Genomic DNA, 25,057 nt, shown 5'->3' with positions numbered 1-25,057 from the left:
ATTGAAGCAGCAGTTTTTTGCGTATCCTAGCTTGGTTCGTTTTCAAATTCCAGTAGCCGAGATCAAGACCAAGCTCATAGTGAACACAAGAAAAAAAGTATTTTCCGGGCCCATCATGCGCGAAATGCCGGCAGCGGAATCCTTATCCCTTTACGCACACCTTCGGGCGGAGAAAAGCCACGCGCCGCGCCAGTCCGGCTTGTTCTGTCGCTTCCGCAACTTGATTGACGTCCTTGTACGCTCCCGGCGCTTCTTCGGCGACACCGCGCATGGACCGGGTGCGAATCAAGATGCCGTCGCGCGCCAGTTCATCTACCAGTTGCCGGCCGTGCCATTGCTTGAGCGCCTGGTGGCGGCTCATCGCACGTCCCGCGCCGTGACTTGCCGAAGAAAAAGCGAGATGCTCGCTTTCTGCGGTGCCGGCGAGAATATAGGAACCAGTTCCCATGCTTCCGCCGATAACCACGGGTTGCCCAACCCCTCTGTAGCGTTCGGGAAGTGTGGGATTTTCGGGACCGAAGGCACGGGTCGCGCCTTTGCGGTGGACATAGAGCAGGCGTTTGCTTCCGTTCACATCATGAATCTCGGGCTTGCAGGTGTTGTGTGAGACATCAAACAGTGTTTCCAGCACTGCGCTCGGAATATCGTGCCTGAACGTTTCCCGCGTCAAATGCGTGAGGATTTGGCGATTGGCAAGAGCGCAGTTCATCGCAGCGTTCATTGCTCCAATGTATTCCTTTCCTTCAGGCGAGCTGATCGGCGCACATGCGAGCTCACGGTCCGGCAGGCTGATGCCGAGTCGCGACGCGGCTTTAGCCAGGCTAACCAAATAATCGGTGCCGATCTGGTGACCCAGGCCGCGTGAGCCGCAATGAATCGAGATTACGATCTGTCCCTCGTGCAGCCCGAAAGCATCGGCGGCTTGGTGCTCATAGATGCGGTCCACCACTTGCACTTCAAGATAATGATTACCTGAGCCGAGCGTGCCCATTTCGCCGCGCTGGCGTTTCTTAGCAAGCGTGGAAACATTTTCTGGAACGGGATTTGCCATTCGCCCGTTCTCCTCAATGTATTCCAAATCGGCCTTGGTGCCGTAGCCTCGCTTTACTGCCCATTGGGCGCCGCCTTTCAGCACCTCATCCAGTTCAGTGGTATTCAACTTAAGCTCACCTTCTTCGCCCACGCCAGCGGGAATGTTTTCCGACAAGCCGCGGGCGAGTGAGGAAAGTTTGCCGGCCACATCCGTCAGTTGGAGGTTGGTGCGCAGGCAACGAATGCCGCATGAGATATCGAAGCCTACCCCGCCGGCGGAAATGATACCGCCTAGCTCGGGATCGAAAGCTGCAACTCCGCCGATCGGGAAGCCGTATCCCCAATGGGCGTCCGGCATGGCTGTAGCTGCGCCCACAAGGCCGGGTAAACGCGCGACGTTCGTAATTTGCTCCATGACTTTGTCGTCCATCGCCGCCAGCAGCTCGCGGCTGCCGTAGATCCGAACGTCACCCCGCTGCTCTCCGGCGGACGGGGGAATGGTCCAGCACCACTGATTGAGTTGTTGCAGTCGGGAAAGATCCATGATCTACACATCCACGATGCAACGCGCTTCCCATCCGTCGGAGGTTTTCTTCACTTCCAACATAGTGAGAGTCGCGCCTTTAACTTCCACTCCCCGCTCCAGGGCCGGGCGCCACGGCTCGCCACTGGCACTACCGCGCCAGTAAGCGCCGTTATGCTCGAGACGGAACCGGCTGAACACCATGCCGCGTTCTCGCGCAAGTCCAAGTAATAAATTCAGCCAACGCACAAGCGCGAGCTCGTTATCGGATTCTTCAAGTTCCAGGCTAACCGTTTCAATGGGCCGCACTGCTTCAAGATTGGTCATGACGGCGAAAGTTGCGCGCGCGGCGTCCTCAAAAGCCTGTTCCATGGTTGTGCCGCGGCCGACGACCCCGATATCGGCGCCGTGCTCGAAGTACGCGTCTGGAAGAGCTGCTGTGTTCATGCTCGTAATTCAGGATATATATTATAGGATGCGCCAAGCGCGGAGCTGTCAGATTGATTTGAGTCAATATTGAGGCTAACAGGAGTTCAACTGACAAGTTCAACCCGGCGTTTGATATTGCATGACTTTACTTTTCTCAAATCGTACTTCGGACGAGCTTCCTCATTCGGCTGCTCACAAGGGGTATCATAAACACAAGTTTTTTTTGAATGAAATTGAGATTTGGCGTCGCTGAAGAAGGTACACCTCTGGCCTTTCATTTTTTCCATGAAGAAGCGTTACGATGGATTAGAAGGCACGACATTCGCATTCGAAGTATGCTCGGATGAATGCCGATGATCAGTGAAGATATGCTGACCATACGAGAACTTTCCAAGTCATACGCTGGCGCGCGGCCGCGCAATGTTCTGCGTCGCGTGAATCTCGATCTCGCCCGCGGCGAATATATCGCAATCATGGGCGAGTCCGGTGTTGGCAAGTCCACGTTGCTTAATCTCATTGCCGGACTGGATATGCCTGATAGTGGCACAGTATCTCTCGCTGGCACGGTACTCACGCAGTTGGACGATACTGCGCGCACGCTACTGCGGCGCAGCCGCATGGGATTCGTGTTTCAAGCATTCCACCTGTTGCCCCATCTCACCGTGGCACAGAACGTGGCGTTACCGCTCGTGCTCAATGGCAGTTCCAGCGGCGAAAGCGCCGTGCGCGTTGCCGACATGCTTTCCGCCGTTGGTTTGTCGCGAGCGGCGAACAGCTATCCGCGCGAGCTGTCTGGCGGTGAATCCCAGCGGATCGCCCTTGCGCGCGCGCTGGTGCACAAGCCTGTGCTTCTATTGGCCGACGAGCCCACTGGCAATCTCGATTCGGAGAGCGCAATTCAGGTGCTCGCCCTGATCCGAGACCAGGTGAAGCGCGAAGGCGGCGCAGGCATCCTGGTTACGCATTCCGCAGTGGCAGCAGCTACCGCGGAACGCGTCTATGTGCTTTCCTCGGAAGGCCTTCAACTTTATAACCGATGAAGACAGCAGGATCGGTAGCGGGTATTGGTCGTCTCTTATTACTGCGCGCGACAATATTCGGCGCATGGCTTGATAACCCGGCGCGGACTTTTCTCGCAACTGTCGCCATTGCCCTCGGCACCGCGCTCGGTGTTGCCGTGCACCTCATCAATGCCACGGCGCTAAACGAGTTCGAACTGGCTACGCACCATCTCGCGGGCGAGGCTGATCTCGTGGTGCGTGGACCGCGTGCTGGATTCGACGAGGAGCTTTATCCACGTGTTGCTCGTATGCCGCAGGTCAGGGCAGTGAACCCCGCGCTCGAAATGGAAGTGCCGCTTGCCGGCCGTCGGGACGCACTTCAAATCATCGGACTGGACCCATTACGCGCGCTCCAGGTGCAGCCCGCCTTATTGCCGGAAAAACGAAATTTGGTAAGCGATTTGTTTCTGGCAGATTCCATATTTTTGAGTCCTTCCGCTGCGCGATGGCTCGGTTTGCACGCCGGCGATTTTCTGAAAGTGCAGGTCGGCACGCATAGCGTTGTACTTCATGTAATCGGTTTATTGCCGGAACGCGCCTACCGGCAGCGACTGGGTGTGATGGACATCGCCGCTGCCCAATGGAAACTCGATCGGCTTGGACGTCTTAACCGCCTGGATCTGGTGCTGAAGCCGGGAACCGATGTTCGGCGTTTCCGCGAGGTATTACAGCGCGAGCTGCCGGATGGCGTGCAAGTCGCCACGCCCAACGCTGACGCGAAGCGCGACGCGAGTCTCTCGCGCGCCTATCGAACGAATCTAGACATGTTGGCACTGATTGCGCTGTTCACCGGCGCTTTTCTCGTATTCTCGTCCCAAGTGCTCGCGCAGCTAAGACGGCGCACTCAATTCGCGTTGCTGCGCGCTCTCGGTGTTAGGGGTTCCGGCCTGGCGGCACTACTGATTGCTGAAGGAGCGGTGATCGGCGTAATCGGCTCAGCGTGCGGCGTCGTGTTTGGCTACATTGCCGCCGCCTACACGGTGGCGCGCTTCGGTGCGGATCTAGGGGCGGGATATTTCCACAGCGTCACCGGAAACGTTCATTTGGAGCCAGAAACGCTTGCTGTCTATTTCGTGCTCGGAGTCCTGTTTGCGGTGCTTGGGGCGGCTGCGCCGGCCGTGGAAACAGCGCGACGCCCGCCCGCCCGAGCGCTGCACGCTGGAGACGAGGAGGAAAGCGTAAACCAGGTGCCTTCCGCCACCATCGGAATTACGCTAGTGGCTCTGGGGTTGGCGACAAGCTTTGCCCCACCGATAAATGGTTTGCCGCTTGCAGGCTATGGCGCCGTTGCCATGATACTGCTCGGCGCGGTGCTCATCATGCCGCTCCTTGCGGCTGCGCTGCTGCGGTTCCTCCCACACCCAAGGTACGCGTCCGGCAGGCTGGCAGTCGCTCAGTTGCAGGGAACCCCGCGCCAGGTCGCGCTGTGCGTTGCCGTTATCGTCATCAGCTTCAGCCTGATGGTTTCAATGCTGATCATGGTGTATTCGTTCCGGATATCGCTCGAGACGTGGCTCGAGCGCATGCTTCCGGCCGACCTGTTACTCCGCTCGGCGCCGTTTGGTGAAACCGCCTTTCTCTCGACCGCGGACCAGGCGCGCATTGCCGCCACACCCGGGATCAAACGCGTGGAATTTCTGCGCGGCCAAAACATGTTGCTTTCGCCGGAACGCCTGCCGCTTATGCTCATCGCGCGCCCGCTGCCGTTGGAAAACGCCGCCCAGAGGTTGGCGTTGGTTTCGCGTGTCGTGGTTCCGCGCAGCGGGCAACCGCCGCCGGTGTGGATCTCCGAGGTTGCTTCCGACTTGTATCGTTGGCGGGTAGGAGACGAGATTCGGCTACCGATTGGAAACAAACCGGTGCAGTTTACCGTTGCCGGGATCTGGCGCGATTATGCGCGCCAGACCGGCGCGGTAATCATAGACCGCAAACTTTACATTCAGCTCACCGGCGACCAACTCGCCAATGATGCGGCACTGTGGGTCGCGAGCGATGTGCCGCTGCAGCAGGCGGCAAGCGCGCTGCGCGAGCGTTTTGCGGACGCACCCGGGGTCGAGATCGCGAGTACCCGCGAAGTGCGCATCTCGTCGCTTTCTGTTTTCGACCGCACCTTCGCGGTGACCTACGCACTGGAGGTGGCTGCAATCCTGATTGGGTTGTTTGGCGTAAGCGTAAGTTTCAGTGCGCAGGCCCTCGCGCGCCGGCGCGAATTCGGCGTGCTGCGGCATCTCGGCATGACACGTCGTGAAATCGGGACCATGCTTGGTTACGAAGGAGTAATTGTTTCGCTGCTGGGCGTGGGATTCGGCCTCGTCTGCGGCTGCACGGTGAGCCTGATACTTATCTTCGTCATCAACCGCCAGTCATTCCACTGGAGCATGGATTTGCATGTGCCGTGGCTGCCGCTTGCCGCGCTGGCAAGTATCCTGATCGCGGCTGCAGCAATAACCGCCGTGTGGAGCGGACGCGCGGCCATGAAGGACGACGTTATTCGCGCAGTACGTGAAGACTGGTAGAAAGGCGAGAACGAAAGCGGAAGGATGAAAAGCGAAGTTATGAAGCCATTGCCAAACCGGAGACGCGTACTGACTCTTTTGGCCGGCTTGCTGGCTTCGCCAAAAGTTTTTGCACAACTTGCGTATCACGGCTCTGGAATTGAGCCCTTCGCCCCCGTGGTGCCGGGTTACAGATTGCGCTTCCCACGCGATGAACGAAGCCACCCCGATTTCCGCGTCGAGTGGTGGTACATCACGGGCTGGCTCAATGAAAAAACGCAGCCGCTCGGTTTTCAGATTACGTTTTTCCGCGCGCGGCCGGAGCTCAAGGAAAAAAATCCGAGCAGTTTCGCGCCTTATCACATCTTGATCGCGCATGCTGCCTTAAGCGATCCCCGAGTAGGAAGGCTGATCCGCGCACAGCGCGCGGCGCGCGCCGGTTTCGGTCTGGCCGGTGCGGACGAAGGACACACCCGCGTTTGGATAGACGACTGGTCACTGGTGCAGGAAGACAACTCGTATCACGCGCGGCTGGCGGCGCATGATTTCGCATTTGACTTCAGCTTCGTCGCAACCCAGCCGCCTTTGCTTGAGGGCGAGGACGGTTTCAGCCGCAAAGGGCCCGCGCCTGAATCTGCCAGCTACTATTACAGTCTGCCGCATCTCCAGGTGACGGGGACACTCGTGCGTGAGGGGGAGCCAATATCGGTCACCGGTAGCGCCTGGCTTGACCATGAGTGGTCATCGAGCTACATGGCTAAAGAAGCAATAGGGTGGGACTGGGTCGGCATCAACCTTGACGACGGCGGCGCGCTGATGGCCTTCCGCATGCGCAACAAGCAAGGAGGCAGCTTCTGGGCCGGCGGCACTTTGCGTCGCGCCGACGGCTCGGTGCAAATCTATTCGCCCTCCGAAATTCGCTTCATGCCGCGCCGCGAATGGCGTTCTCCGCAAACTGGAACGAGTTACCCGGTATCATGGTTGATAAGGGCAGCTGATCTCGAATTGGCGGTCGAGCCGCTGATGGATGATCAGGAGAACGACACCCGCGAGACCAGCGGAACGATTTATTGGGAAGGTGCGGTGCGGGCATTGCGAGACGGTAATGTTGTCGGGTTAGGATATCTGGAGCTCACTGGTTATTGGAAACCGGTTGAGCTCTAGATGACGTGAGGTGAAGTAGATTCGATTTCGCGGCGACGAGTTGGAAGACAGTGATACTAATAGAAGCGGAAAAGCTATGCTGGTTGCAGGCCGGCGGCTGGTTACTTTTTCTTGTTTCGCCAAGAAAAAGTAACCAAAGAGAAGGACGCCCCGGACTCGGACTCGCGAAGCGTGGAGCGGGTAGGAGCGCAAGCTGCCGCAAGATACATTGTAAAATGATGCTCTCATGCAGCTGCTCCCGCACCCCAAACTTCGCTCACCGTGTCGCGGCAGCACCCCGGTTCGCCGAATTACCCTTGCGCTCCTCAGCCACAGCGGGCGCTGCGCAACTCGCGCCGCGCTCAGACAGTGCTCGCTTCACTTCGCCCGCCCGTGCTTTTCTGCTTGGCACCTCACAGGGGTATCATAAGCAGGCGAATCTGTGGTCAAGCAACGACCTTTCAATTCTGAGATGAAAAATCATTCGACTCCGACCCTTTTTGTATTTGCAGGTGGCTCGGAGGGCGGTAAAGCATTACAAGACCGAGCGATCGCAGTGGGAGGGGCAAATGAGCAACGACGACAGAAAGGTAGAAATATACAAGCAGGACTGCGGGTTCTATCGTTACCAAGACCTTATGATGTGGAGTCGCTTCCAAACTGCGGCCACAGTCGAGGCCGGTTTCCTTTACGGCGTTATCAAAGTAACTGAAGTTTCATCTGACCAACTGCACGTATTGATGTTGGCTGCTGCTGCGCTCGTATTTCTCATTTGCGTGCTCAGCTTAAAAGATCACTGCGACGCAAGAAGATTCCTCCGGCGCATTAAGACGTTCGAAGAAGGAATTAATTTACCCAAGTCCTGCTGGCCCTGTTGGTTAAGGGGATCTTACCTAATGGTTCTCGCAATCGTAATTATTAATCTGGTTAACATTTATCTTGTCTGTGAACGATGGGCCTAAATATCGGTAAACTATGCGGTCAGACTTGGTTAATTGCATAAAGAAATGTTAGGGACGAGTATGCGCCGCTATATATTTTTCTGGGGTTGATTGATTCATTTTTTGCACCGATCTGTGGCGCGCAGGCGGAGGTGCGCGTGAATGTGGTTGCGACTGATCCGCCTGCTGAGGCTACGCATGACCAATATCTCCACGAGATCCCGATAGCTCAAGTGCAGCTTATGTACACCGAACGTAGAAGATGACGATATCGCAGTCAAAGCACCGGTTTTGCAACACCTTGTCGACGCTGCGCACGGCTGTCATAATGCGCTGCGATGGAGAACCTTAATAGTGAAAACCCTAACGCGCAGCAATAATGTTGCACCAAAATCCACTGGATCGCGGACGATTGCTATCATGCTGGGCTTGCTTGTAGAGAACTTCGGGGTCGCCAAAGAGCAGCTTGCTCTGGACCAACGGCTTGATGCTCTCGGGATCGATTCATTAGCCTTTCTCGAATACGTGTTCGAGTTGGAAAAAACATTGAACATCACGCTGCCAGACGTGCCACGAGACCTCGAAACGGTCGGTGCGCTCGTCGCTTTCGTCGACTCCGAGGTCAAGAGGCAGCATCCATCCTATAGCCCGACTTGACAAAGAATAGCCGGCGCGTCGTCATCAGCGGTTTGGGCGTCATTTCGCCCGTTGGGAACACAGCGAATGAGTTCTTTGCAAACCTTCTTGCGGGGCATTCCGGAATTCGTTGGTTCGGTGACTCAGGACAGGTGGTCGGCACGGTTGTCGATTTCGATCCATCGGTTTATTTTACCAAGCCGCAATTGGTTGGTCTCGACCGCGTAAGCCAATTCGGGCTAACCGCGGCGGAACAAGCTGTACTCGATGCCAAGTTAGACGCAACGGCTCTGGAAGCGGGTAGAGCGGGTGTGTATTTCGGTAGCGGGATAGGAGGAGCCAACGCTATAGAGTCCGGTTACCGGAGTTTTTTTGATAACAGTGATGGACGCATGCCCCCGCTGACGGTGATTTCGACCATGGCTAACGCGACCGCAGCGCATCTTTCGATGCGTTATGGAATTCGCGGTCCTGTCATGACCTATTCCATTGCGTGCGCTTCTTCAGCCGTGGCGATCGGTGAGGCGTATCGCGCGATACGCGACGGCTATATAGACGTCGCGCTTGCTGGTGGCGCTGAGGCAATGGTGACTCCGGTTATGGTCGCGGCGTGGGCAGCTTTGCGGGTTCTCGCAAAGCCAGACATTAATTTCCCAGAACAATCATGTAAACCGTTTTCAAAGGGACGAACCGGTATGGTGCTTGGCGAGGGCGCCGGGGTATTGGTCCTCGAGGCATTGGAGACAGCCATAGTGCGACAACCGAAGATTTGGGGAGAGATCGCCGGCTACGGCATTTCGAGCGATGCATGCCATATATCAAAGCCATCACCGGCGGGACAAGTCGGGGCGATTAAGGCAGCGATAGAAGACTCGCAGCTGGCGATTACGGATATTGGTTATATCAACGCCCATGGAACCGCGACGCAATTGGGCGACGTTGTCGAAACAGCGGCTATTAAAGCGGTCTTCGGAAGCGCTGCTCACAATATTCCGGTTAGCTCGACCAAGGCACTTCACGGGCATTTGATGGGAGCTGCGGGCGCCGTTGAAATGGTCGCCAGCCTGTTGACCCTGAATGCGGGTTCTGTTCCCCCGACTTGCCATTATTCTGAGGCGGATCCCGATTGCGATCTCGATTACGTACCAAACACCGCACGCAAAGGACTCGATATCAACGCAGTCATGTCGAATTCCTTCGCCTTCGGCGGAACGAACGCAGTGCTCATTGCCAAAAGGTTTGTTCAGCGGCATCCCCGACTGACAAAGGACTCGTCAAATCCAGGATTGCGTTGATCTTAATTACAGGGCGGAAGCAGTTGCTCGTGGGAAGGGAATATCGGAAACGTCCGATTCAGGAATGTTCTTCCAATAGAAAATTTAGGACAGTCTGCAGGGAATGGAATGGCAAGAACTTTTTGTTGGATTGAGCGAGATGCCGGGCAAGTGAATCCTTTGCAAATACAATGTCTGCAATGTTGGCGGGGCAGATGTCAGAAAGGCCGTCCCCGACAAATATCGTCCTTTGCCCTGGGAATTTGCGAATTTGCCGGGCTTTGCAATGCGCGCACCTCGCACACGACGGATCTTGGTAAGGGAATTCAGCTTCGACACGATCTGCAAAAAATTTCAGCTCGTTGGCAAATACGGGAACATTGGGAATGTCATGGTGTTTAAACACCGCGTCTATTAGCGCAGTGAAACTATCGCTGAGCACGATCAAATCGACATTTGATCGGGCTGCCCAGTCAGCGATCGGGACAAAATGCGGATCGACAGAAATGGTGACGGCAAACTCGAGGATTGCCGTGCGAGATGGTTTTAGATTTCCAACTTGGCCCCGCAGGCATTCGAGGGTTGAAATTTTGCCGCTACGCCAGGCGTCCTCCAATTCAAGCCATGAATTGTCTTTCGAGAACCGTTCCAGAACGGCGTCGAGCAGGTCGCCTTGGGTAATGGTGTTATCGAAATCGAGGAAAAGGACGGGTCTATTCACAGGTCGCCACCGAACTGTGGACGCCCGGTTTCAAAGAGCGCGCCGACATTACGTAACTGAGCTGCAGAACCGTGCAATTGTTGCTGCTACGCTCGCGCGCTCCAGATCCACTGTAACGAGGTGATAAGAGTTATGTAGCAAGACAATTTCTTTATGCTTCGACTTGATTTTCCGGTAAATGAATTCCGCATTAGCGGGGCCAGTGGCATCGTCATGTTCGGCTTGGACCAGTAGAACGGGACAAACAACCCGATTAAGGGAGCGAATGCATTTTGCAATCAGATGGCGAACTTCGCAGAACAATCGCACTGGAAAGTGCGCATAGCCGGTATTCGCCACATCGCTGCTGTCACGAAGCGAGGTCTTGCTATATTGTTGGGCCATGCGCTTTCGCAGAAACTCGTCTTTTAGTCCATATGGTGGCTCTTCTCGGAAATATGCGAAGTATTTGAGTGGTGTATAAGAGACTATCCGAATCAGCTTATGAATCCACGGGACGTTCCAGCCGTCGTAGAAAAGTGTGGGAGAGAGGCAAATTGTGCCAAATACGTTCTCAGGGTATTCCGCTGCAAGCTGCAGCGCGAGAATGGCCCCGAGGGAAAGTCCGCCGACGAACAGTGGGAGTCCAGCAGCATTAGCTTCGGTAAGGGCTCGCTTGAAGCATGCTTGAGCGAACTCTTCAAGTTTTTGCCAGCGCGTGCGTGCCAGCACACCCAGCGGCTGTCCGTGATTAACAAGTCGCGGACACCAGATCGAGAAGCCTGTTCTGTTATGCAGGTAAAGGGAAACATAGGCCAGTTCGGCAGGTGAACCGGTAAGCCCGTGAAACAGCAAGATATAGCCTTTTTGGCCTCCAGCAAGGGTGAGATCATCCCCGGTAACAGTGACTGGCTGTTGGTCAAGCAGGGACGCCCACTCAACAGCCATGGCGATCGACGCTTGTATTCGGTTTAAACTTCATGCTGCGGTGGTGATCGAAAGCGCGAATAATAGTCTTTAAGTAAATATGCTGCAACCATATTTTGTTATCTAAAGAGAAAGCCCGGACACTATGTCGAACGATTTGGACACTCAAACAGTGCGCGAGCAAGAACTGCTGTTATTAGACAAAGAGCGGCGCTTTTGCTCCTACGGAGATACTGTTCACTATGCCGAAGACCCGAGAATATTCGAACGTTGCGAGGGGTGTTACCTATTTGATTCTTACGGCCGGCGCTATCTCGATCTCCAGATGTGGTATTCCGCGGCTAATCTTGGATACGCAAACCCAAAAGTGGCGCAAGCTTTAAAGGCACAGATCGATCGCTTGCCACAATTGGCTTGTCAGTATCTCCATCGCGAGAAAATCGAACTGGCGGAGATGATCTGTAATAGCATTGAGCGGGGTTTCGGACTCAAAGGGCGCGTTCTTTTTAATGTCGGAGGCTCACAAGCTATTGAGGACGCGCTGAAGCTAGTCCGCAAAAGTACGGGACGTCAACATATGCTGGCTTTCCAGGGTGGATATCACGGGAGAACTCTTGGGGCATCCGCTATAACATCCTCTTACCGCTATCGGGAGGCATTTGGGGAGTTTGCCGACCGCGCAGAGTTTGTACCGTTTCCGTATGTGTTCCGGTCAAAGTATCGCCATGACATCCGCGATGCCGAGGATTATTTCATTTGGGAAGTTGAACGGTTATTTGAGCATGAGTATACCGGCGCATGGAATCCAAAGACGGGCCGTTCCGAGTTCGGAGCGTTTTTTGTGGAACCGGTGCAGGGTACTGGTGGATACATTATTCCTCCTCAAGGCTATTTCAAACGCCTGGAAAGGGTTTGCCGGGAAAAGGGCATCCTGATTGTTGATGACGAGATTCAAATGGGCTTCTATCGTACCGGGAAGATGTGGGCAATGGAACACTTCGACATGCAACCCGACATCATCGTTTTCGGAAAGGCACTTACAAATGGTCTGAATCCTCTGTCTGGAATTTGGGCGCGCGAGGAACTTATCAGCCCGTCCGTCTTTGGCCCGGGTTCAACCCACTCGACGTTCTCGTCTAACACATTAGGAACCGCCGCAGGACTGGCGGTAATGCGGATATTCGAGGAAGGCGATTACGGTACCTCGGTCCCAGAGAAAGGTCGATATTTCCTGGGCCGCCTGAAGGAGATGCAACGGAAGCATCCTGAATTGGGAGATGTCGACGGTTTGGGTCTCGCATTACGCATGGAGATTTGCGAGGCCGATGGATTCACGCCAAATCGTCGATTAGCAGATCAAATGTTTCAACTGGGTTTGAGTGGAGAGTTACAACTCGGTAGCGCGACCAAGGGACTTATTCTCGATATAGGCGGTTATTACAAAAACGTCATTACTTTGGCGCCATCTTTGGAAATTTCCCTATCGGAAATCAACGAGGGGATCCTCGCGTTGGATTCAGTCATTACACAAGCCAAATCGACAAAGTCTTAGGCCGTAAGGTCATTCGTAATGTACCCGACCCAACAATCAAGTTCTCGTCCAACAATTCCGCGGATGTGACGCATGCAGCAAGAAAGTGGTCATAAGAAAAAATCAGAGCTGAAGTTTTTAAGGACGGGATTTAGTCCGTCTTGTTACTTCTAGGGGGCAACATGCACCGTTATTTATTTTTTCTGGCGTTGGTTGGTTCCTGTTTTGCGGCTATGGATGGAGCGCAGGCGGAAGTGCTTGTGAAAGTCGTCGCGACCGATCCGCCTGCGGAGGCTACGCTAGGCCGTAACGAATCCTTTTACGTTCGCATCCAATTCACCAGTGACGAGCCCATCAGTATTTGGGCGCGACCCTTTTTCAAGGGAAAGGAGGTTAGCGCGAAGTCCAACGCTTCATTCCCGCACTCGGGCTCAGGCTATGCGTTGGGCTGGTTCGAACTCAACGGGCCATTGCAAGTGGATGAAGTCCGCATCCGTATAGGCAGCAGGTCACGGGGCGAGTATGTAGCCGCAAGTTATCCGGTGAAAATCATCGGTACCGATGCGGTTCCGGAACCCAGGACACGGGAACCTTGGGTGGATGAGATGCGGCATGAAGAGCAAATTTCGCAGCAGCAGGCTTATGAAAAACGCATGAATGAGCCGATATCATTCGGAAGTCAAATTTTTTATGTGGGATTCATGCTGCTGGCGCTAGGCTTGCTGATTTCCGGATTTGCCGTTCCGGCGTGGGCATTGTGGAAATGGCACGGCGGCTGGCGTGTCGCTGCGGCGGTTCCTGCGGTGCTCATGGCGTTTGTCGTGCTGAGAATCATTTTCGGCGTTTCGCGCGACCCGACCTCGCACAACTTGTGGCCGTTCGAAATTTTGATCTACGGTGTGGTCAGCCTGGTCATCATCGGAGGACTGGTGATCGCCCGCCGCTTCATCGGCACGGGTGAGGAGTAAGGCGATGGACCGCGTGCTTGGTTCGTTATTTCTTATAGGCATGGGCGCTCTTTTGCTCGTGGTCGCGTGGCGGGGCCATCTTTCGGGCGAGCTGCCCGCAGGCGTTGCTTACTTTCGTCCTTACCGGCCTAACCGCACGGACAACCCGTTGGCATTTTACTTTTTTCTCGTGCTTTATTTTTGCAGCGGCATGGCACTAACGGTGTGGGGCATTCTTGCGCTCTTTGGCGGCGCGCCGGCATTAAAGTTGCGTTGAAAACTTGCATTGTTGTTCAGCGCCGGCGCTCCAACCGAGGGTCAGAGGACCTCGCGTGTGAATCAGACGCTCGCCAGCAAACGACCAGGTTTTTTGGCCGGTACCGGAATTCCCCTGCCGAATAGCTTGTGCAAATAAGATATGCGGTGTGTCGCTGATGGCGAATTAAAAGCTTGTATAATTGCTTCACAAGTCCCCGCGGTGTAAAGGCCTACAATTCGGGACTCACGTCTTCAATCTTATGAGAAACAACAGGTTGGAGTCGATTTAATGATAACGATTAGGGCGCCAGCGGCAGTTGACAGTGCCGCATGACACTCGTATAAGTAGCACTGGTTTTAAGAGGAGCAACGCGAGGTTAGGTTCCTGCCTCAATTATTTGGGAGAATTATCGTGAAAAAAATCATCATTGCTGTTCTATTTATGGTTCCCGCAATTGCATTTGCCGACACGCAAAACAACGTAGGTAGCTGCGGCTGGGGCTCAAAATTGTTTGAAGGCCAGCACGGAGTACCGCCACAGATCTTTGCCGCGACTACCAACGGCTCGACCGGCAACCAGACGTTCGGCATTTCCTCCGGCACTTCCGGCTGTACCCAAGATGGCGCGGTGACCTCAACCTGGAAGACCGCCATGTTTATCGACGGCAACAAGGAGCGCCTGGCCCGCGATATGTCGACCGGCAACGGGGAGTCGCTGGACTCGCTTGCCCACCTGATCGGGGTCCGGGACGCGGATCGCGCGAAGTTTAATCAAGTTCTCCAGGAAAACTTTTCTCGCATCTTTCCATCCGAGAATGTTTCGACCGAGCAGATCGTGGTAGAACTCAAGAACGTCCTTGCTTCGGATCAACAACTCGCCCAATACGCTGCGTCGGTCTGAAGTTTTTATAGCTGGAATTTTTTTACAGAGAGACACCCTGTGGAAGACCACGGGGTGTTTTTTTGTCTTCTGACAGCCCGATGTGCGTCCCACCACGGCGTTGGTGGAGTCTTTGTCTGCTCCTTTGCTTACTTGCGCGAACCGGCGCGGCGGCGGGAGAGTATCTGGATGAGTTGATTGCACGGTCAAGGGACTTGCGGCTTTACGAGCGCCCGGAATGGCATCGCCTGTTGCACTACAGGAGCAATCTAGTGGGCCCTGGGGTACACAGCCTGGCGGACTCGCCGCGTTTTTTTCTCGCGGCCGACGGAAAAACCAATCCCCAAAGCGAGCTTGAAGCGACGCTCGCTAGCTTTTTTTCCGACGTCGAGGAAACGCAAGATGTACAAAACCCCCAGTGCGCTTTCATTGCCCGCTATACCTGGCTTGACCGGCAACTGGGCTTCGATTCCCGGCGCATGCGCAAGCAGACGTGCAAGCGCTTCGACGCGTGGCGCGACGCGCTGAATCCGCAGGGCGTCACACTGATTTTTCCGGCAGCTTATCTCAACAATCCGTCTTCGATGTTCGGCCACACGCTGCTGCGCATCGATGCCAAGGATCAGGACGAGAAAACGCGGCTGCTTGCCTACACAATCAATTTCGCGGCCAATACCAACGAGACCAGCGGCGTTGTGTTCGCAATCAAAGGACTTACCGGGGTCTACCCAGGAAGGTTCTCGATCAGTCCGTATTATCTCAAAGTGCGGGAATACAACGATCTTGAGAACCGCGATATTTGGGAGTACCAACTCAATCTGACGCCGGAACAAATCAACATGCTGCTGATGCACGCGTGGGAGCTTGGGCCTATTAATTTCAATTACTACTTTTTTAACGAAAACTGCTCGTATTATCTGCTCGAGTTGCTGGAAGTTGCGCGACCCGATCTCGACCTGACCCGCGGGTTCCGCTGGTGGGCGATTCCCTCCGACACGGTACGTGCTGTGGTCAAGCAGAAAGGATTGCTGAAAAGCGCGGTATTCCGGCCATCGAACGCGACGATAATCAGCTACCGGCTAGGGCTTATGAATCCAGACCAACGAACGCTGGTCAAGGAAATGAGCGGTGGACTCATCTCGACGATAGATCCCGGATTCGTTGCCTTGCCTGGAGCCGACCAGGCCGGCATTCTGGAGGTAAGCTACGATTACCTGGATTATCTGCGCATAACCGGCCACAGCCCGGTGCAGAAACCGGGAGAATTGGCGAACACATTGCTTTTGGAACGCAGCCGACTCGGGGTAGAGACCAACGAACCAGCCGTTCCCGTGCCCGAAGTGCGCCCCGACCAAGGCCACGGAACGTCACGCGTCGCGCTCGGCGCCGGCAGCCACGCTGGCGCGGACTTCGTCGAGCTCAGTGGTCGCGTCGCTTATCACGACTTGATGGATCCGGAAGGCGGCTATGTTCGCGGTGCGCAAATCGACTTCCTCGATTTTGCGGTGCGCGATTATGGAAACGGAATTGGGACGAGGCTTGAGAACCTGACAATTGTGGACATATTATCGATTACGCCTAGAAACGAGTTTTTTCGGCCGCTTTCCTGGAATATCGATGTCGGCTGGGCGCGCCGGCGCATCAAAGGCGGCAGCGAGCCGCTGGTATTCGGGGTACATGGCGGTCCGGGTCTCGCCTGGACCGTGCCGGATTCCCTCCGGGGAAATACCACCGTCTACGCTTTCCTGGACTCGACCGCTCAGATTAACGGCAACCTCGAGGATGGATATGCGCTGGGCATCGGCCCTAACGTTGGAGTGCTGACCGATTTTACGTCGCGCTGGCGAGCCAATCTCTATATAAGTAGTCAGCGCTTCTTCACCGGGGACACCGATACCGCCTGGAGCGCCGGACTGCGGCAGCGTTACACGCTCTCGACAAACTGGGCACTAAAACTCGATTTGTCGCACGATTACCAGGAAAAACAGTCGTGGAACACCGTGCTGCTCTCACTGGACCATTATTTTTGAACATGAGAAATTCCTTTGCGCTGGCTATTGCAATGCCGTTGCTGGCCGCATGCACACAGCTTTTCTTTCAACCGAACCGAATTCAGGTGCTCACACCCGACCGGCTCGGGCTCGCCTACCAAGTGGTGCGTTTTAAAACGGCCGACGGGCTCGAGCTTTACGGCTGGTTCCTGCCGGCGAAAGGCCGCGCGGTGGGCACTGTTCTCCACCTGCACGGCAATGCGGAGAACATAAGCACCCACGTCGCCAACGTCGCGTGGCTTCCCGCGCGGGGTTTCAATGTTTTTGTTTTCGACTATCGCGGCTACGGCGCGTCCCAAGGCCAACCCACCCTGGACGGCGCGCAGTTAGACATCAACGCCGCAATGAAGACGCTGCTCGAGCGCACCGACGTCGAAAAAGATCGGATCGTGTTTTACGGCCAGAGCCTGGGCGGCGCGCTTGCCGTGTACAATGTTGCGCACTCGCCGTACCGTGATCACATTCGCGCGCTCCTGATCGAGAGTACATTCGCCGACTACGTTGCGATCGCCCGGGAAGAACTCGCCGATCACTGGATCACCTGGCCGTTACAATGGGTGCCGTCGCTTACGGTGGACGACCGATATAGTCCACTGCTTGCCGTGAGGATGATTAGTCCGATCCCTCTACTCATCATTCAAGGTGACGACGACGCAATCGTTCCGGTTTCTGACGCTGTGCAGTTATATGACGCGGCGCTGGAACCGAAGCAATTGTGGATCGTGCCCGGCGCCGGACACATTCAGGCGATGCGCCAAGAGACCGAGCGTGACCGGTTGGTCGCTTACTTGCGCAAGGTCCTCGCCGCCGGTCCGAAGGCGCACTAGCCACGGGATGGCGTTGGGTTACATCAGCGGATAAGAATGATTTGCCGATGCCAGACCGGCGGCCGGCTATTTTTTCTTGCCGCGCCAATAAAAAGTATCCCAAAAGAGCGACCCTGGTATGCGGGCATTCGCAGCGCAGCGGCTCAAGTGTGAATAAGGCGCCCGCCGGCAAACGACCAGTTTTCCCAAGTCGTTTCCTTAAAAACCACCATTATGTTATCCGGGTCAAGGCCCTGCTTTGACAGCGAGCTCGTAAGCTCTTCAAGCAGCTTTTTCTTTACCTTGACGCTTCGCCCGACAGACCAGAGTATTTCTATCAGCACGAAGTCGTCGTTTCGCCTGGATTTCAGATCAGGATACTGGGGATCAAAACGAAAGTCGTCGCAATCCAACTCGATTACGCGCTGGAATTTATCAGTGGCCGGCACCCCGGCGGAAATCAGCGACGCATGCACTGCATCTAGAACGCCCGATTTAAAGGCGCCCGATTTTGGTTCTCTAACGGTTAACGTCACCAAGGGCATATGTTTTCCTCCTCGTTAGGCTGTCATTTACTTTTCCGATTGTTCTGCAACTAGCGGGTCAAAAGTGGGACCGAATTTCTGTTTGATTCTACGCCGCTCTAAGCGCATCCACGATATTACACGCTTGCCCAGATCGCTCTTCATTTTGGGGTACATTACAGTGCCGTGAGTCGCGCCTTACGCAACCATGAGAAATCAGTACGCTAACGCGCGACCTGACGCCTTATTTTGCGCGGGTGCTATGGCGCTGATTTCCGATAGGCTTGAGGGGGGCGACTTCACCCGTCTTAGCGCCTACAGCCGCGTGCGCCATGTGCAGAATTGCCGGATTAAAGACCGTTCTGTAAGCCCTCGGTTTTGCTGCATTGCAGGAAAAATTTTCGGTTATCATGATTACAAACTTCGTGATAGCTTGCGTCGTTGGGTGCCAGATGCCGGATCTTTTGCGGTATGGGCAGAGCTGGCAGTCTTAGATAAATAACCAGCCTTCATGGGACCATTGCATCGGAATAGATGAGCTAGGCACACAAAACAAGAATCCCTAAAGGCTGTATTTCAAATACAAAGCTAAGTAAGGAGGACACCAAAATGGCAATAAAAGAAGCGTGGGACGAAGCCGGAGAGGAGCCGCGCGCCGCGCAGGCGAAGGGCTGGAACGAGCTCTACCTGAAGGAGGACTGGTGGGCGATCTGGCTTGGTCTCGGGATCATTGTCGTCGCGACCCTCTTCTTCTACAGCGGCTCGAGCATCAAGTGGATCGCCGTCACGCCAGGCGGTTGGACGTCGTTCGGGCAACTGTGGGCGGATTTCGTTGCGAAAATCCCTCAATACATCGCCCAGTTCATCATGTGGCTAATCATCTTCTGCATCAGCGTGAAGGCGATGGGCTACAAGCTGAACGAGTTCATCCCGTCGTTCATCTTCATCTACGTCTTTTCGATAGGGATCATGATTCTCTGGGGGTGGAAATACTCCCACACCTACAACCTGGAACCGCCCCTGGTGGCCTTGGTGCTGGGCCTCATCATCTCCAATGTCATCGGCCTGCCGCGCTGGATGGATGCCGGGTTCCGGGTGGAGTACTACATCAAGACGGGGATCGTGCTGCTCGGCGCCACCCTGCCCTTCACTCTGATCGTCTGGGCCGGCCCGATCGCCATCTTCCAGGCGTCGTTGATCTCCATCGTCACGTTCTTGGTCATTTACTTCGTCGGCCGCAAGCTGGGCGTTGACCGGCAGCTCTGCGCCACCATGGGCGCCGGTGGCGCGGTGTGCGGCATCTCGGCCGCCATCGCTATCAGCGGTGCCGTGGGAGCCAAGAAAGAGCATGCGCCCATCGCCATCACCCTGGTGGTCATTTGGGCCATCGCGATGGTCTTCTTCCTGCCGCTGGTGTCGCGGGCATTGGGCCTGCCGACCGGCGTCGCCGGGGCGTGGATCGGCACCTCCGAGTTCGCCGATGCCGCCGGCTTTGCCGCCGCCTCGTCCTACGGCAGTCTCGCCGGCCATGTCCAAGGCATCGCCGGCACGCCCGAGCAGGCGGTCCAGGCCTTCACCCTGATGAAGGTGGTCGGCCGCGACATCTGGATCGGCATCTGGGCGTTCGTCATGGCGTTCATCGCCACGACGCGCTGGGAGGTCAAGACGGGGCAGAAGCCGCAGCTCGGCGAGATCTGGTGGCGGTTCCCGAAGTTCGTCATCGGCTTCGCCATCGCCTCGATTCTGATAACCGCCATCGCCAGCTACTACGGGGCGGCTGAGTACAACAAGCTGGTGAAGCCAGTCCTGACCGTTCCGATCCTCGACCTCAGGACCTGGGCCTTCGTGTTCTGCTTCTTCTCGATCGGCCTCACCACCCGCTTCCGCGAGCTGGCGGCCGCCGGCGGCAAGAACTTCTGGGCTTTCAGTTCGGGTGCCGTGGTCAACGTGATCCTGGGCTTCATCCTGTCGACCATGGTCTTCTACGAGTTCTGGTCCAAACTCGGCGGCCACTAAGCCGCAGGGTACTTATTGGGATATGACACGGCGCCCCCCTTTTCACGGGGGCGCCGTCCCCTTATCAGGAGCGAGATTCCCAGGCCATGCCTGACAATCGGAAAAAATGCCTGACCTGCCGCCACTTCCGTAACGATCCGCGGTATCTGGAGTCGGTCTTCAAGGGCATGAACATCCTCAGCTCCGCGTACGGCTCGGTGCGCAGCAACGACGGCATCTGTCTCCTAAGGGATCTCTACCTTTCCGCCGACGCTTGCTGCGACGCATTCGAGCGCTGGACGGACGTTCCTCCATCGTCCTCGTAATGTAAGTCAATAGACGTCCAATCAGCTTTGGTGGTCGGTGCGGTCCGCGATGTAAGCGCAGGTGTTTCAAACGGGCCATTACACGCTTACCTCAGATCGCTCGTCATTTTGGGGTACATTACAGTAGCGTGAGTCGTGCCGTACGCAACCATGAGAAATCAGTACGTTAACGCTAGGCCTGACCCCCGGTATGGATTTTTTGATTGCAAGACCTGACGCCCCGTTTGCATCTGCTGCTTGAAGCGGCGAATCACCAGATCTTGATACTTTACTTTGCCGCAAATAAATACCTGCCGCGACGGCATCGCGAGTGCGGCAAATTTGCAATACCCACCGGGCCAGATGTTTGTCTTGCTTGAAAAGCTGGGGAAGCAAATAAAAGTTTTTTCGGAGCATAAGAAGTCGTCCGGGACGTTGAAATTTTGCTCGCGGAAAAATGTAGAGTATATTTATTTGAAGAAGATAAAAGGCCGGGGCTCGGCGCGCGACGCTTAGAACCCCGGGGGACGGCGAGGAGACCAATGATGCTCACCAGCAATCCATTTGCCGCGCTTTCGGCGTCCATACCGCCCGCCGTCATGCAGGCCTATGTCGTCGTCATGATCGTGCTGGTTGCGACAGGGACGCTGGCCGACATCGTGCACAAGGGAAGCGCAAAGTATTTTTTCGATAACTGGCGGAAATCGAAAAGCAAAGGGGCGAAGCAGGTCGGCCGCGGCGAACTGGTGGTGATCGCCATCCAGACCGGCGTGGTCGACTTCCTCACATCGGGGGAATTCTGCAACCTGCGTCGCCGGGTCGCCCATCTGCTGACCATGTACGGCTTCCTGATTTACTTCTTCACCACCGCCATCATGGTGTTCGGCTACCCGACCGCGGAGACTCCGACGCCCGGCATTGTGCCGCTGCTGTGGTGGATCGGCGGCCTGATGATCTGCGTCGGCGGATACTGGTTCTGGTTCTTCATCCGGGCCGATGTCGCCGCCGAGGGCCAATCGCCGTTCCGCATCATGCGCGCGGACCTGTTCATCCTGTCGCTTCTGGGCAGCGCGACGCTGGGCTTGATCTGGGCCTTCCTGCAAGCGATCGGCAGCGCGGGGGCCGACATGCTGCTCGCCTTGTACGTGATCGCAATGACGGTGTTGTTCGGATCGGTGCCGTGGTCCAAGTTCGCCCACATGTTCTTCAAACCCGCGGCGGCCTTCGAGAAAAGGGTTTCCTACGCGAACGAGACCCGCAGCAACCTGCCCGCGCCCGCCGACGCGCCTGAGCGATTCGGCAGCGCGCGCGAACAGCCACGGCACTACTGAGAGGCAACGACATGCCGACCTTCGTCTACATGACCCGATGCGACGGCTGCGGGCACTGCGTCGACATCTGCCCGTCGGACATCATGCACATCGACAAAACCTACCGGCGCGCACTCAACATCGAGCCGAACATGTGCTGGGAGTGTTACTGCTGCGTGAAGGCCTGCCCGCAACACGCCATCGATTGCCGCGGTTATGCCGACTTCGCTCCCTTGGGCCACAGCGTCCGCGCGCTGCGCGAAGAGGCCAAAGGGACGATATCGTGGCGGCTCAAGTTCCGGGACGGGCGTGAGAAGAATTTTGTGTCGCCGATCCGCACGACGCCTTGGGGATCGATCAAGGGGCCAGCCGAGTACGATGCGCCGCGGCCCGAGGACTTCACCAGGCAGGAGCTCGCGCACGAGCCGGAAGCGCTCAATATCAAGGGGGGATTGCCCACGCTACGCCCGGATCAACTCAAGCGGGGACTGGTGTGATGGGACTGTTTCGAGGCAGAAAGACGGTTTTTGTCGAGGCGGACATTCTCGTCGTCGGCGGCGGCATGGCCGGCTGCGGGGCCACCTACGAGTCGCGCTACTGGGGGCGCGATCTGAAGATCGTGTGCGTCGAGAAGGCGAACATCGAGCGCAGCGGCGCGGTCGCGCAGGGCCTGTACGCGATCAACTGCTACATGGGCATGCAATGGGGCGAGAACCAGCCCGAGGACCACGTCCGCTACGCCCGCAACGACCTCATGGGCCTGGTGCGCGAGGACCTGGGCTACGACATCGCCCGGCACGTGGATGCTACGGTGCACAAGTTCGAGGAATGGGGCCTGCCGATGATGCGCGACCCCAAGACCGGACGGTACCAGCGTGAAGGCAAGTGGCAGATCATGATCCATGGCGAGAGCTACAAGCCGATCGTCGCCGAAGCGGCGCGCAAGGCCGCGTCCGAGGTCTACAACCGGATCATGGTGACCCACCTGCTGATGGACAGCGGCAAGGCCAACCGCGTCGCCGGCGCCGTCGGTTTCAACGTGCGCACTGGGGATTATTACGTGTTCCGTGCGAAGGCGGTGATCATCGCCGCGGGCGGCGCGTCGCACATCTTTAAGCCGCGCGCCGTGGGCGAGGGGATGGGGCGGACCTGGTATGCGCCCTGGAGCAGCGCGTCGGCCTACGCACTGCCGATCCAGGTCGGCGCCAAGATGACGCAGATGGAAAACCGCATCGTCCTGACCCGTTTTAAGGACGGCTACGGCCCCGTCGGCGCCTACTTCCTGCATCTGAAGACGTACACGGAGAACGGCTACGGCGAGGAGTACGAAAAGCGATGGTACGAGGACACGAAGGCTCTGGTGGGGGACTATATCGACCATCACCCGGTGCCGACCTGCCTGCGTAACCACGCCCTGCTCAAGGAGCTCGCGGCCGGCCGCGGCCCGATTCGCATGGTGACCAAGGAGGCCTTCCAGGACCCGCACAAGGAGACCGTAGGTTGGGAGAATTTCCTCGGCATGACGATCGGGCAGGCGGTCGTGTGGGCGTCGCAGAATATCGATCCCAAGCACACCAACCCCGAGCTCACTACCTCCGAGCCCTATGTGATGGGCTCGCACGCCACTTGCTCCGGTGCGTGGGCGAGCGGACCGGAAGACTATGCCCCCAGCGAATACCAGTGGGGATACAACCGCATGATGACCGTCGACGGGCTCTTCGGCGCAGGCGACGCCATCGGCGGCAGCGCCCACAAGTTCTCCTCGGGGTCCTTCACGGAAGGCCGCATCGCCGCCAAGGCGGCGGTCAAGTACGTGATGGACATGGGCAAGGCGCAGCCGCAGGTCAGCGAGCAGGAATATCGCGACCTCGAGAAGCTGATCTACCAGCCGCTGGAGAACTACCGGGTCGGCCGCAACGAGATTGTCGCCGGAACCGTATCGCCGAGTTATCTTCTGCCGATGCAGGGTCTCCAGCGCCTCGAGAAGATCATGGACGAATACGTCGGCGGCATCAGCACCAACTACATGACCAACAGCGCGCTGCTCAACCGCGGGCTCGAGCTGCTCGGCATGCTGAAGGAGGACATGAGCCGCATGGGCGCCGAAGACCTGCACCAGCTACAGCGTGCGTGGGAGCTGCACCATCGGCTTCTGGCGTCGGAGTCCGTGACCCATCACACGCTGTTCCGCGAAGAAACGCGGTGGCCCGGGTACTACTATCGGGGCGATCATATAAAGCTGGATGACGAGAACTGGCATTGCTTCACCCTGTCTCGCTACGACCGGAATAGCGGCAAGTGGGCCTTGGAGAAGGCGCCGGTCTACCACATCGTCGACTGACGGGGCTGAACTTTGAGCCCCCCAAGATCACGGGCTCGAAGTATGACCCGAACGGGATATGATCCAAAGACACGTGAGTGGACGATGTCGAAACTTCCCGTCCACCGCATCATCGAGGGCTTCGAGTTATTGCGCACGTGATTAACCCGGGTATTTCACGAGAGCAAACCGGTGGACGGGGGCAAACCGCTCGTGCTCAGTCTCGAGCGACGCTTGGCTCTGCTCGATGCAGTAACGGGTTCTCGGATGGGCGCAGTTCGTTTTAGGAAAACAGCCATCAATGAAAATCTGCATCGTTTCCGACAGCCACGACCATCGCGACCATCTGGCTGCGGCCGTTACTGAAGCGAAATCGCTTGGTGCGCAAGCAGTATTGCATTGCGGCGATCTGGTGGCGCCCTACACGCTGTACGTGATCACGGCGCTGGGACTGCCGATCCACTTGGTTCATGGCAACAACACGGGTGACCTGTTTAATTTATCCAAGTTCGCGCACAAGCCGGAAAATCGCGTGCATTATTACGGTCAGGACGGATCCTTCACGCTGGCGCAAAAGCGGATATTCATGGTGCATTACCCGCATTACGCGAAGGCCATGGCGCTTACGGGTGATTACGATCTCGTGTGCAACGGCCATGAACACCACGCCGCCATTGAACGCATTCGGAACATAAAAGGGAAAGAAACGCTGCGTATCGACCCCGGCACGGTCGCCGGCGTGGGTGCGCCGGCGACTTATGTATTCGGCGATTTGAAGGCGATGGAATTCAAGATCCGGCCCGTTCCCCGGCCAACGATTACTTCAGTGGTCATTGCGACCAGCAAACGCAAAAAGGCGCAGCCCGGTATGTGAAGGAAACCCGGTTGGGCAAATGGCTTTCGCTACCGATCCTTGATCACGCGCCTGAGCCAAAGAGCATGCACAAAATCGATCGCACGACGGTTCTG

Annotated in this window: 22 protein-coding genes; 17 read left to right on the top strand and 5 right to left on the bottom strand. The window is 56.5% G+C overall.

The window, feature by feature from the left end; all coding sequences use genetic code 11:
* Positions 1 to 142: 142 nt before the first annotated feature.
* Both VLV32_02035 and VLV32_02030 read right to left on the bottom strand, forming a co-directional pair.
* Positions 143 to 1,576 carry an RtcB family protein gene (locus tag VLV32_02035; protein HUL40676.1) on the bottom strand — a complete coding sequence of 478 codons (1,434 nt, stop codon included), beginning with the start codon at positions 1,574 to 1,576 and terminating at the stop codon, positions 143 to 145.
* 3 nt (positions 1,577 to 1,579) lie between these two features.
* Positions 1,580 to 2,002 carry an archease gene (locus VLV32_02030; GenBank protein ID HUL40675.1) on the bottom strand — a complete coding sequence of 141 codons (423 nt, stop codon included), beginning with the start codon at positions 2,000 to 2,002 and terminating at the stop codon, positions 1,580 to 1,582.
* 350 nt (positions 2,003 to 2,352) lie between these two features.
* On the opposite strand from VLV32_02030, the gene VLV32_02025 reads away from it, so the two are divergent.
* From VLV32_02025 to VLV32_02005, 5 genes are all read left to right on the top strand, one after another.
* Entirely contained in the window at positions 2,353 to 3,024 is a 672-nt protein-coding gene (locus VLV32_02025; protein ID HUL40674.1) for an ABC transporter ATP-binding protein, read from the top strand.
* A complete protein-coding gene (locus VLV32_02020; protein HUL40673.1) occupies positions 3,021 to 5,561 on the top strand; it encodes an FtsX-like permease family protein in 2,541 nt (846 codons plus the stop codon). Before VLV32_02025 ends, VLV32_02020 begins: the two co-directional genes overlap by 4 nt.
* Positions 5,562 to 5,600: 39 nt before the next feature.
* Positions 5,601 to 6,704, top strand: coding sequence for a lipocalin-like domain-containing protein (locus tag VLV32_02015; GenBank protein HUL40672.1), 1,104 nt, complete (start codon positions 5,601 to 5,603; stop codon positions 6,702 to 6,704).
* A 1,274-nt stretch (positions 6,705 to 7,978) separates the two neighbouring features.
* Positions 7,979 to 8,281, top strand: coding sequence for an acyl carrier protein (locus VLV32_02010; protein HUL40671.1), 303 nt, complete (start codon positions 7,979 to 7,981; stop codon positions 8,279 to 8,281).
* Positions 8,278 to 9,555: a beta-ketoacyl-[acyl-carrier-protein] synthase family protein gene (locus tag VLV32_02005; protein HUL40670.1), complete on the top strand. Its 1,278-nt coding sequence runs from the start codon at positions 8,278 to 8,280 to the stop codon at positions 9,553 to 9,555. The genes VLV32_02010 and VLV32_02005 overlap by 4 nt, the downstream gene beginning before the upstream one ends.
* 58 nt (positions 9,556 to 9,613) lie before the next feature.
* On the opposite strand, the gene VLV32_02000 is transcribed toward VLV32_02005, so the two are convergent.
* Positions 9,614 to 10,255 carry an MtnX-like HAD-IB family phosphatase gene (locus VLV32_02000; GenBank protein ID HUL40669.1) on the bottom strand — a complete coding sequence of 214 codons (642 nt, stop codon included), beginning with the start codon at positions 10,253 to 10,255 and terminating at the stop codon, positions 9,614 to 9,616.
* Positions 10,256 to 10,303: 48 nt separating this feature from the next.
* Positions 10,304 to 11,182, bottom strand: coding sequence for an alpha/beta fold hydrolase (locus VLV32_01995; GenBank protein HUL40668.1), 879 nt, complete (start codon positions 11,180 to 11,182; stop codon positions 10,304 to 10,306).
* Between the two features lie 151 nt (positions 11,183 to 11,333).
* On the opposite strand from VLV32_01995, the gene VLV32_01990 reads away from it, so the two are divergent.
* The 6 genes from VLV32_01990 (at position 11,334) to VLV32_01965 (ending at position 17,655) form a co-directional block, all read left to right on the top strand.
* Positions 11,334 to 12,713, top strand: coding sequence for an aminotransferase class III-fold pyridoxal phosphate-dependent enzyme (locus tag VLV32_01990; protein ID HUL40667.1), 1,380 nt, complete (start codon positions 11,334 to 11,336; stop codon positions 12,711 to 12,713).
* A 161-nt stretch (positions 12,714 to 12,874) separates the two neighbouring features.
* Positions 12,875 to 13,660: a hypothetical protein gene (locus VLV32_01985; protein ID HUL40666.1), complete on the top strand. Its 786-nt coding sequence runs from the start codon at positions 12,875 to 12,877 to the stop codon at positions 13,658 to 13,660.
* Positions 13,661 to 13,664: 4 nt separating this feature from the next.
* Positions 13,665 to 13,916, top strand: a complete 252-nt coding sequence (locus tag VLV32_01980) for a hypothetical protein (protein HUL40665.1) — start codon at positions 13,665 to 13,667, stop codon at positions 13,914 to 13,916.
* A 393-nt stretch (positions 13,917 to 14,309) separates the two neighbouring features.
* A complete protein-coding gene (locus tag VLV32_01975) occupies positions 14,310 to 14,798 on the top strand; it encodes a DUF3015 domain-containing protein (protein HUL40664.1) in 489 nt (162 codons plus the stop codon).
* Positions 14,799 to 15,049: 251 nt separating this feature from the next.
* Positions 15,050 to 16,807, top strand: a complete 1,758-nt coding sequence (locus tag VLV32_01970; GenBank protein HUL40663.1) for a DUF4105 domain-containing protein — start codon at positions 15,050 to 15,052, stop codon at positions 16,805 to 16,807.
* Positions 16,808 to 16,809: 2 nt separating this feature from the next.
* Positions 16,810 to 17,655: an alpha/beta hydrolase gene (locus VLV32_01965; GenBank protein ID HUL40662.1), complete on the top strand. Its 846-nt coding sequence runs from the start codon at positions 16,810 to 16,812 to the stop codon at positions 17,653 to 17,655.
* A gap of 143 nt (positions 17,656 to 17,798) precedes the next feature.
* On the opposite strand, the gene VLV32_01960 is transcribed toward VLV32_01965, so the two are convergent.
* Entirely contained in the window at positions 17,799 to 18,179 is a 381-nt protein-coding gene (locus VLV32_01960) for a tautomerase family protein (protein ID HUL40661.1), read from the bottom strand.
* Positions 18,180 to 18,366: 187 nt separating this feature from the next.
* Here VLV32_01960 and VLV32_01955 point away from each other — a divergent pair, with 187 nt between their 5' ends.
* The 6 genes from VLV32_01955 to VLV32_01930 all read left to right on the top strand — a co-directional run bounded on the left by VLV32_01955 (position 18,367) and on the right by VLV32_01930 (position 24,962).
* Positions 18,367 to 18,660 (top strand): hypothetical protein, encoded by a 294-nt coding sequence (locus VLV32_01955; GenBank protein ID HUL40660.1) that lies wholly within the window; start codon positions 18,367 to 18,369, stop codon positions 18,658 to 18,660.
* 107 nt (positions 18,661 to 18,767) lie between these two features.
* Positions 18,768 to 20,174, top strand: coding sequence for a putative sulfate exporter family transporter (locus VLV32_01950; protein ID HUL40659.1), 1,407 nt, complete (start codon positions 18,768 to 18,770; stop codon positions 20,172 to 20,174).
* 826 nt (positions 20,175 to 21,000) lie between these two features.
* Positions 21,001 to 21,789, top strand: coding sequence for a hypothetical protein (locus tag VLV32_01945; protein ID HUL40658.1), 789 nt, complete (start codon positions 21,001 to 21,003; stop codon positions 21,787 to 21,789).
* An 11-nt stretch (positions 21,790 to 21,800) separates the two neighbouring features.
* Positions 21,801 to 22,265: an adenylyl-sulfate reductase subunit beta gene (gene aprB, locus VLV32_01940; GenBank protein ID HUL40657.1), complete on the top strand. Its 465-nt coding sequence runs from the start codon at positions 21,801 to 21,803 to the stop codon at positions 22,263 to 22,265.
* The gene (gene aprA, locus VLV32_01935) at positions 22,265 to 24,109 is read left to right on the top strand and encodes an adenylyl-sulfate reductase subunit alpha (GenBank protein ID HUL40656.1); all 1,845 of its coding nucleotides are present in this window, start codon (positions 22,265 to 22,267) and stop codon (positions 24,107 to 24,109) included. Before aprB ends, aprA begins: the two co-directional genes overlap by 1 nt.
* Positions 24,110 to 24,389: 280 nt before the next feature.
* On the top strand, positions 24,390 to 24,962 hold the full coding sequence (locus tag VLV32_01930; protein HUL40655.1) for a metallophosphoesterase family protein: 573 nt from the start codon (positions 24,390 to 24,392) through the stop codon (positions 24,960 to 24,962).
* The last annotated feature ends 95 nt before the right edge of the window (positions 24,963 to 25,057 follow it).

This window comes from Burkholderiales bacterium (assembly GCA_035518095.1).
GTDB lineage: Bacteria > Pseudomonadota > Gammaproteobacteria > Burkholderiales > JAHFRG01 > JAHFRG01.
The sequence above is the reverse complement of the archived record's forward strand: the minus strand, read 5'-3'. Positions and strand labels throughout refer to the sequence as shown.

What these genes read in the sequence shown, in the direction of transcription:
- VLV32_02035 (HUL40676.1), bottom strand. Translation starts at nt 1,576, where the DNA reads ATGGATCTTTCCCGACTGCAACAACTCAATCAGTGGTGCTGGACCATT.
- VLV32_02030 (HUL40675.1), bottom strand. Translation starts at nt 2,002, where the DNA reads ATGAACACAGCAGCTCTTCCAGACGCGTACTTCGAGCACGGCGCCGAT.
- VLV32_02025 (HUL40674.1), top strand. Translation starts at nt 2,353, where the DNA reads ATGCTGACCATACGAGAACTTTCCAAGTCATACGCTGGCGCGCGGCCG.
- VLV32_02020 (HUL40673.1), top strand. Translation starts at nt 3,021, where the DNA reads ATGAAGACAGCAGGATCGGTAGCGGGTATTGGTCGTCTCTTATTACTG.
- VLV32_02015 (HUL40672.1), top strand. Translation starts at nt 5,601, where the DNA reads ATGAAGCCATTGCCAAACCGGAGACGCGTACTGACTCTTTTGGCCGGC.
- VLV32_01995 (HUL40668.1), bottom strand. Translation starts at nt 11,182, where the DNA reads ATGGCTGTTGAGTGGGCGTCCCTGCTTGACCAACAGCCAGTCACTGTT.
- VLV32_01985 (HUL40666.1), top strand. Translation starts at nt 12,875, where the DNA reads ATGCACCGTTATTTATTTTTTCTGGCGTTGGTTGGTTCCTGTTTTGCG.
- VLV32_01980 (HUL40665.1), top strand. Translation starts at nt 13,665, where the DNA reads ATGGACCGCGTGCTTGGTTCGTTATTTCTTATAGGCATGGGCGCTCTT.
- VLV32_01965 (HUL40662.1), top strand. Translation starts at nt 16,810, where the DNA reads ATGAGAAATTCCTTTGCGCTGGCTATTGCAATGCCGTTGCTGGCCGCA.
- VLV32_01960 (HUL40661.1), bottom strand. Translation starts at nt 18,179, where the DNA reads ATGCCCTTGGTGACGTTAACCGTTAGAGAACCAAAATCGGGCGCCTTT.
- VLV32_01955 (HUL40660.1), top strand. Translation starts at nt 18,367, where the DNA reads ATGAGAAATCAGTACGCTAACGCGCGACCTGACGCCTTATTTTGCGCG.
- VLV32_01950 (HUL40659.1), top strand. Translation starts at nt 18,768, where the DNA reads ATGGCAATAAAAGAAGCGTGGGACGAAGCCGGAGAGGAGCCGCGCGCC.
- VLV32_01945 (HUL40658.1), top strand. Translation starts at nt 21,001, where the DNA reads ATGATGCTCACCAGCAATCCATTTGCCGCGCTTTCGGCGTCCATACCG.
- aprB (HUL40657.1), top strand. Translation starts at nt 21,801, where the DNA reads ATGCCGACCTTCGTCTACATGACCCGATGCGACGGCTGCGGGCACTGC.
- aprA (HUL40656.1), top strand. Translation starts at nt 22,265, where the DNA reads ATGGGACTGTTTCGAGGCAGAAAGACGGTTTTTGTCGAGGCGGACATT.
- VLV32_01930 (HUL40655.1), top strand. Translation starts at nt 24,390, where the DNA reads ATGAAAATCTGCATCGTTTCCGACAGCCACGACCATCGCGACCATCTG.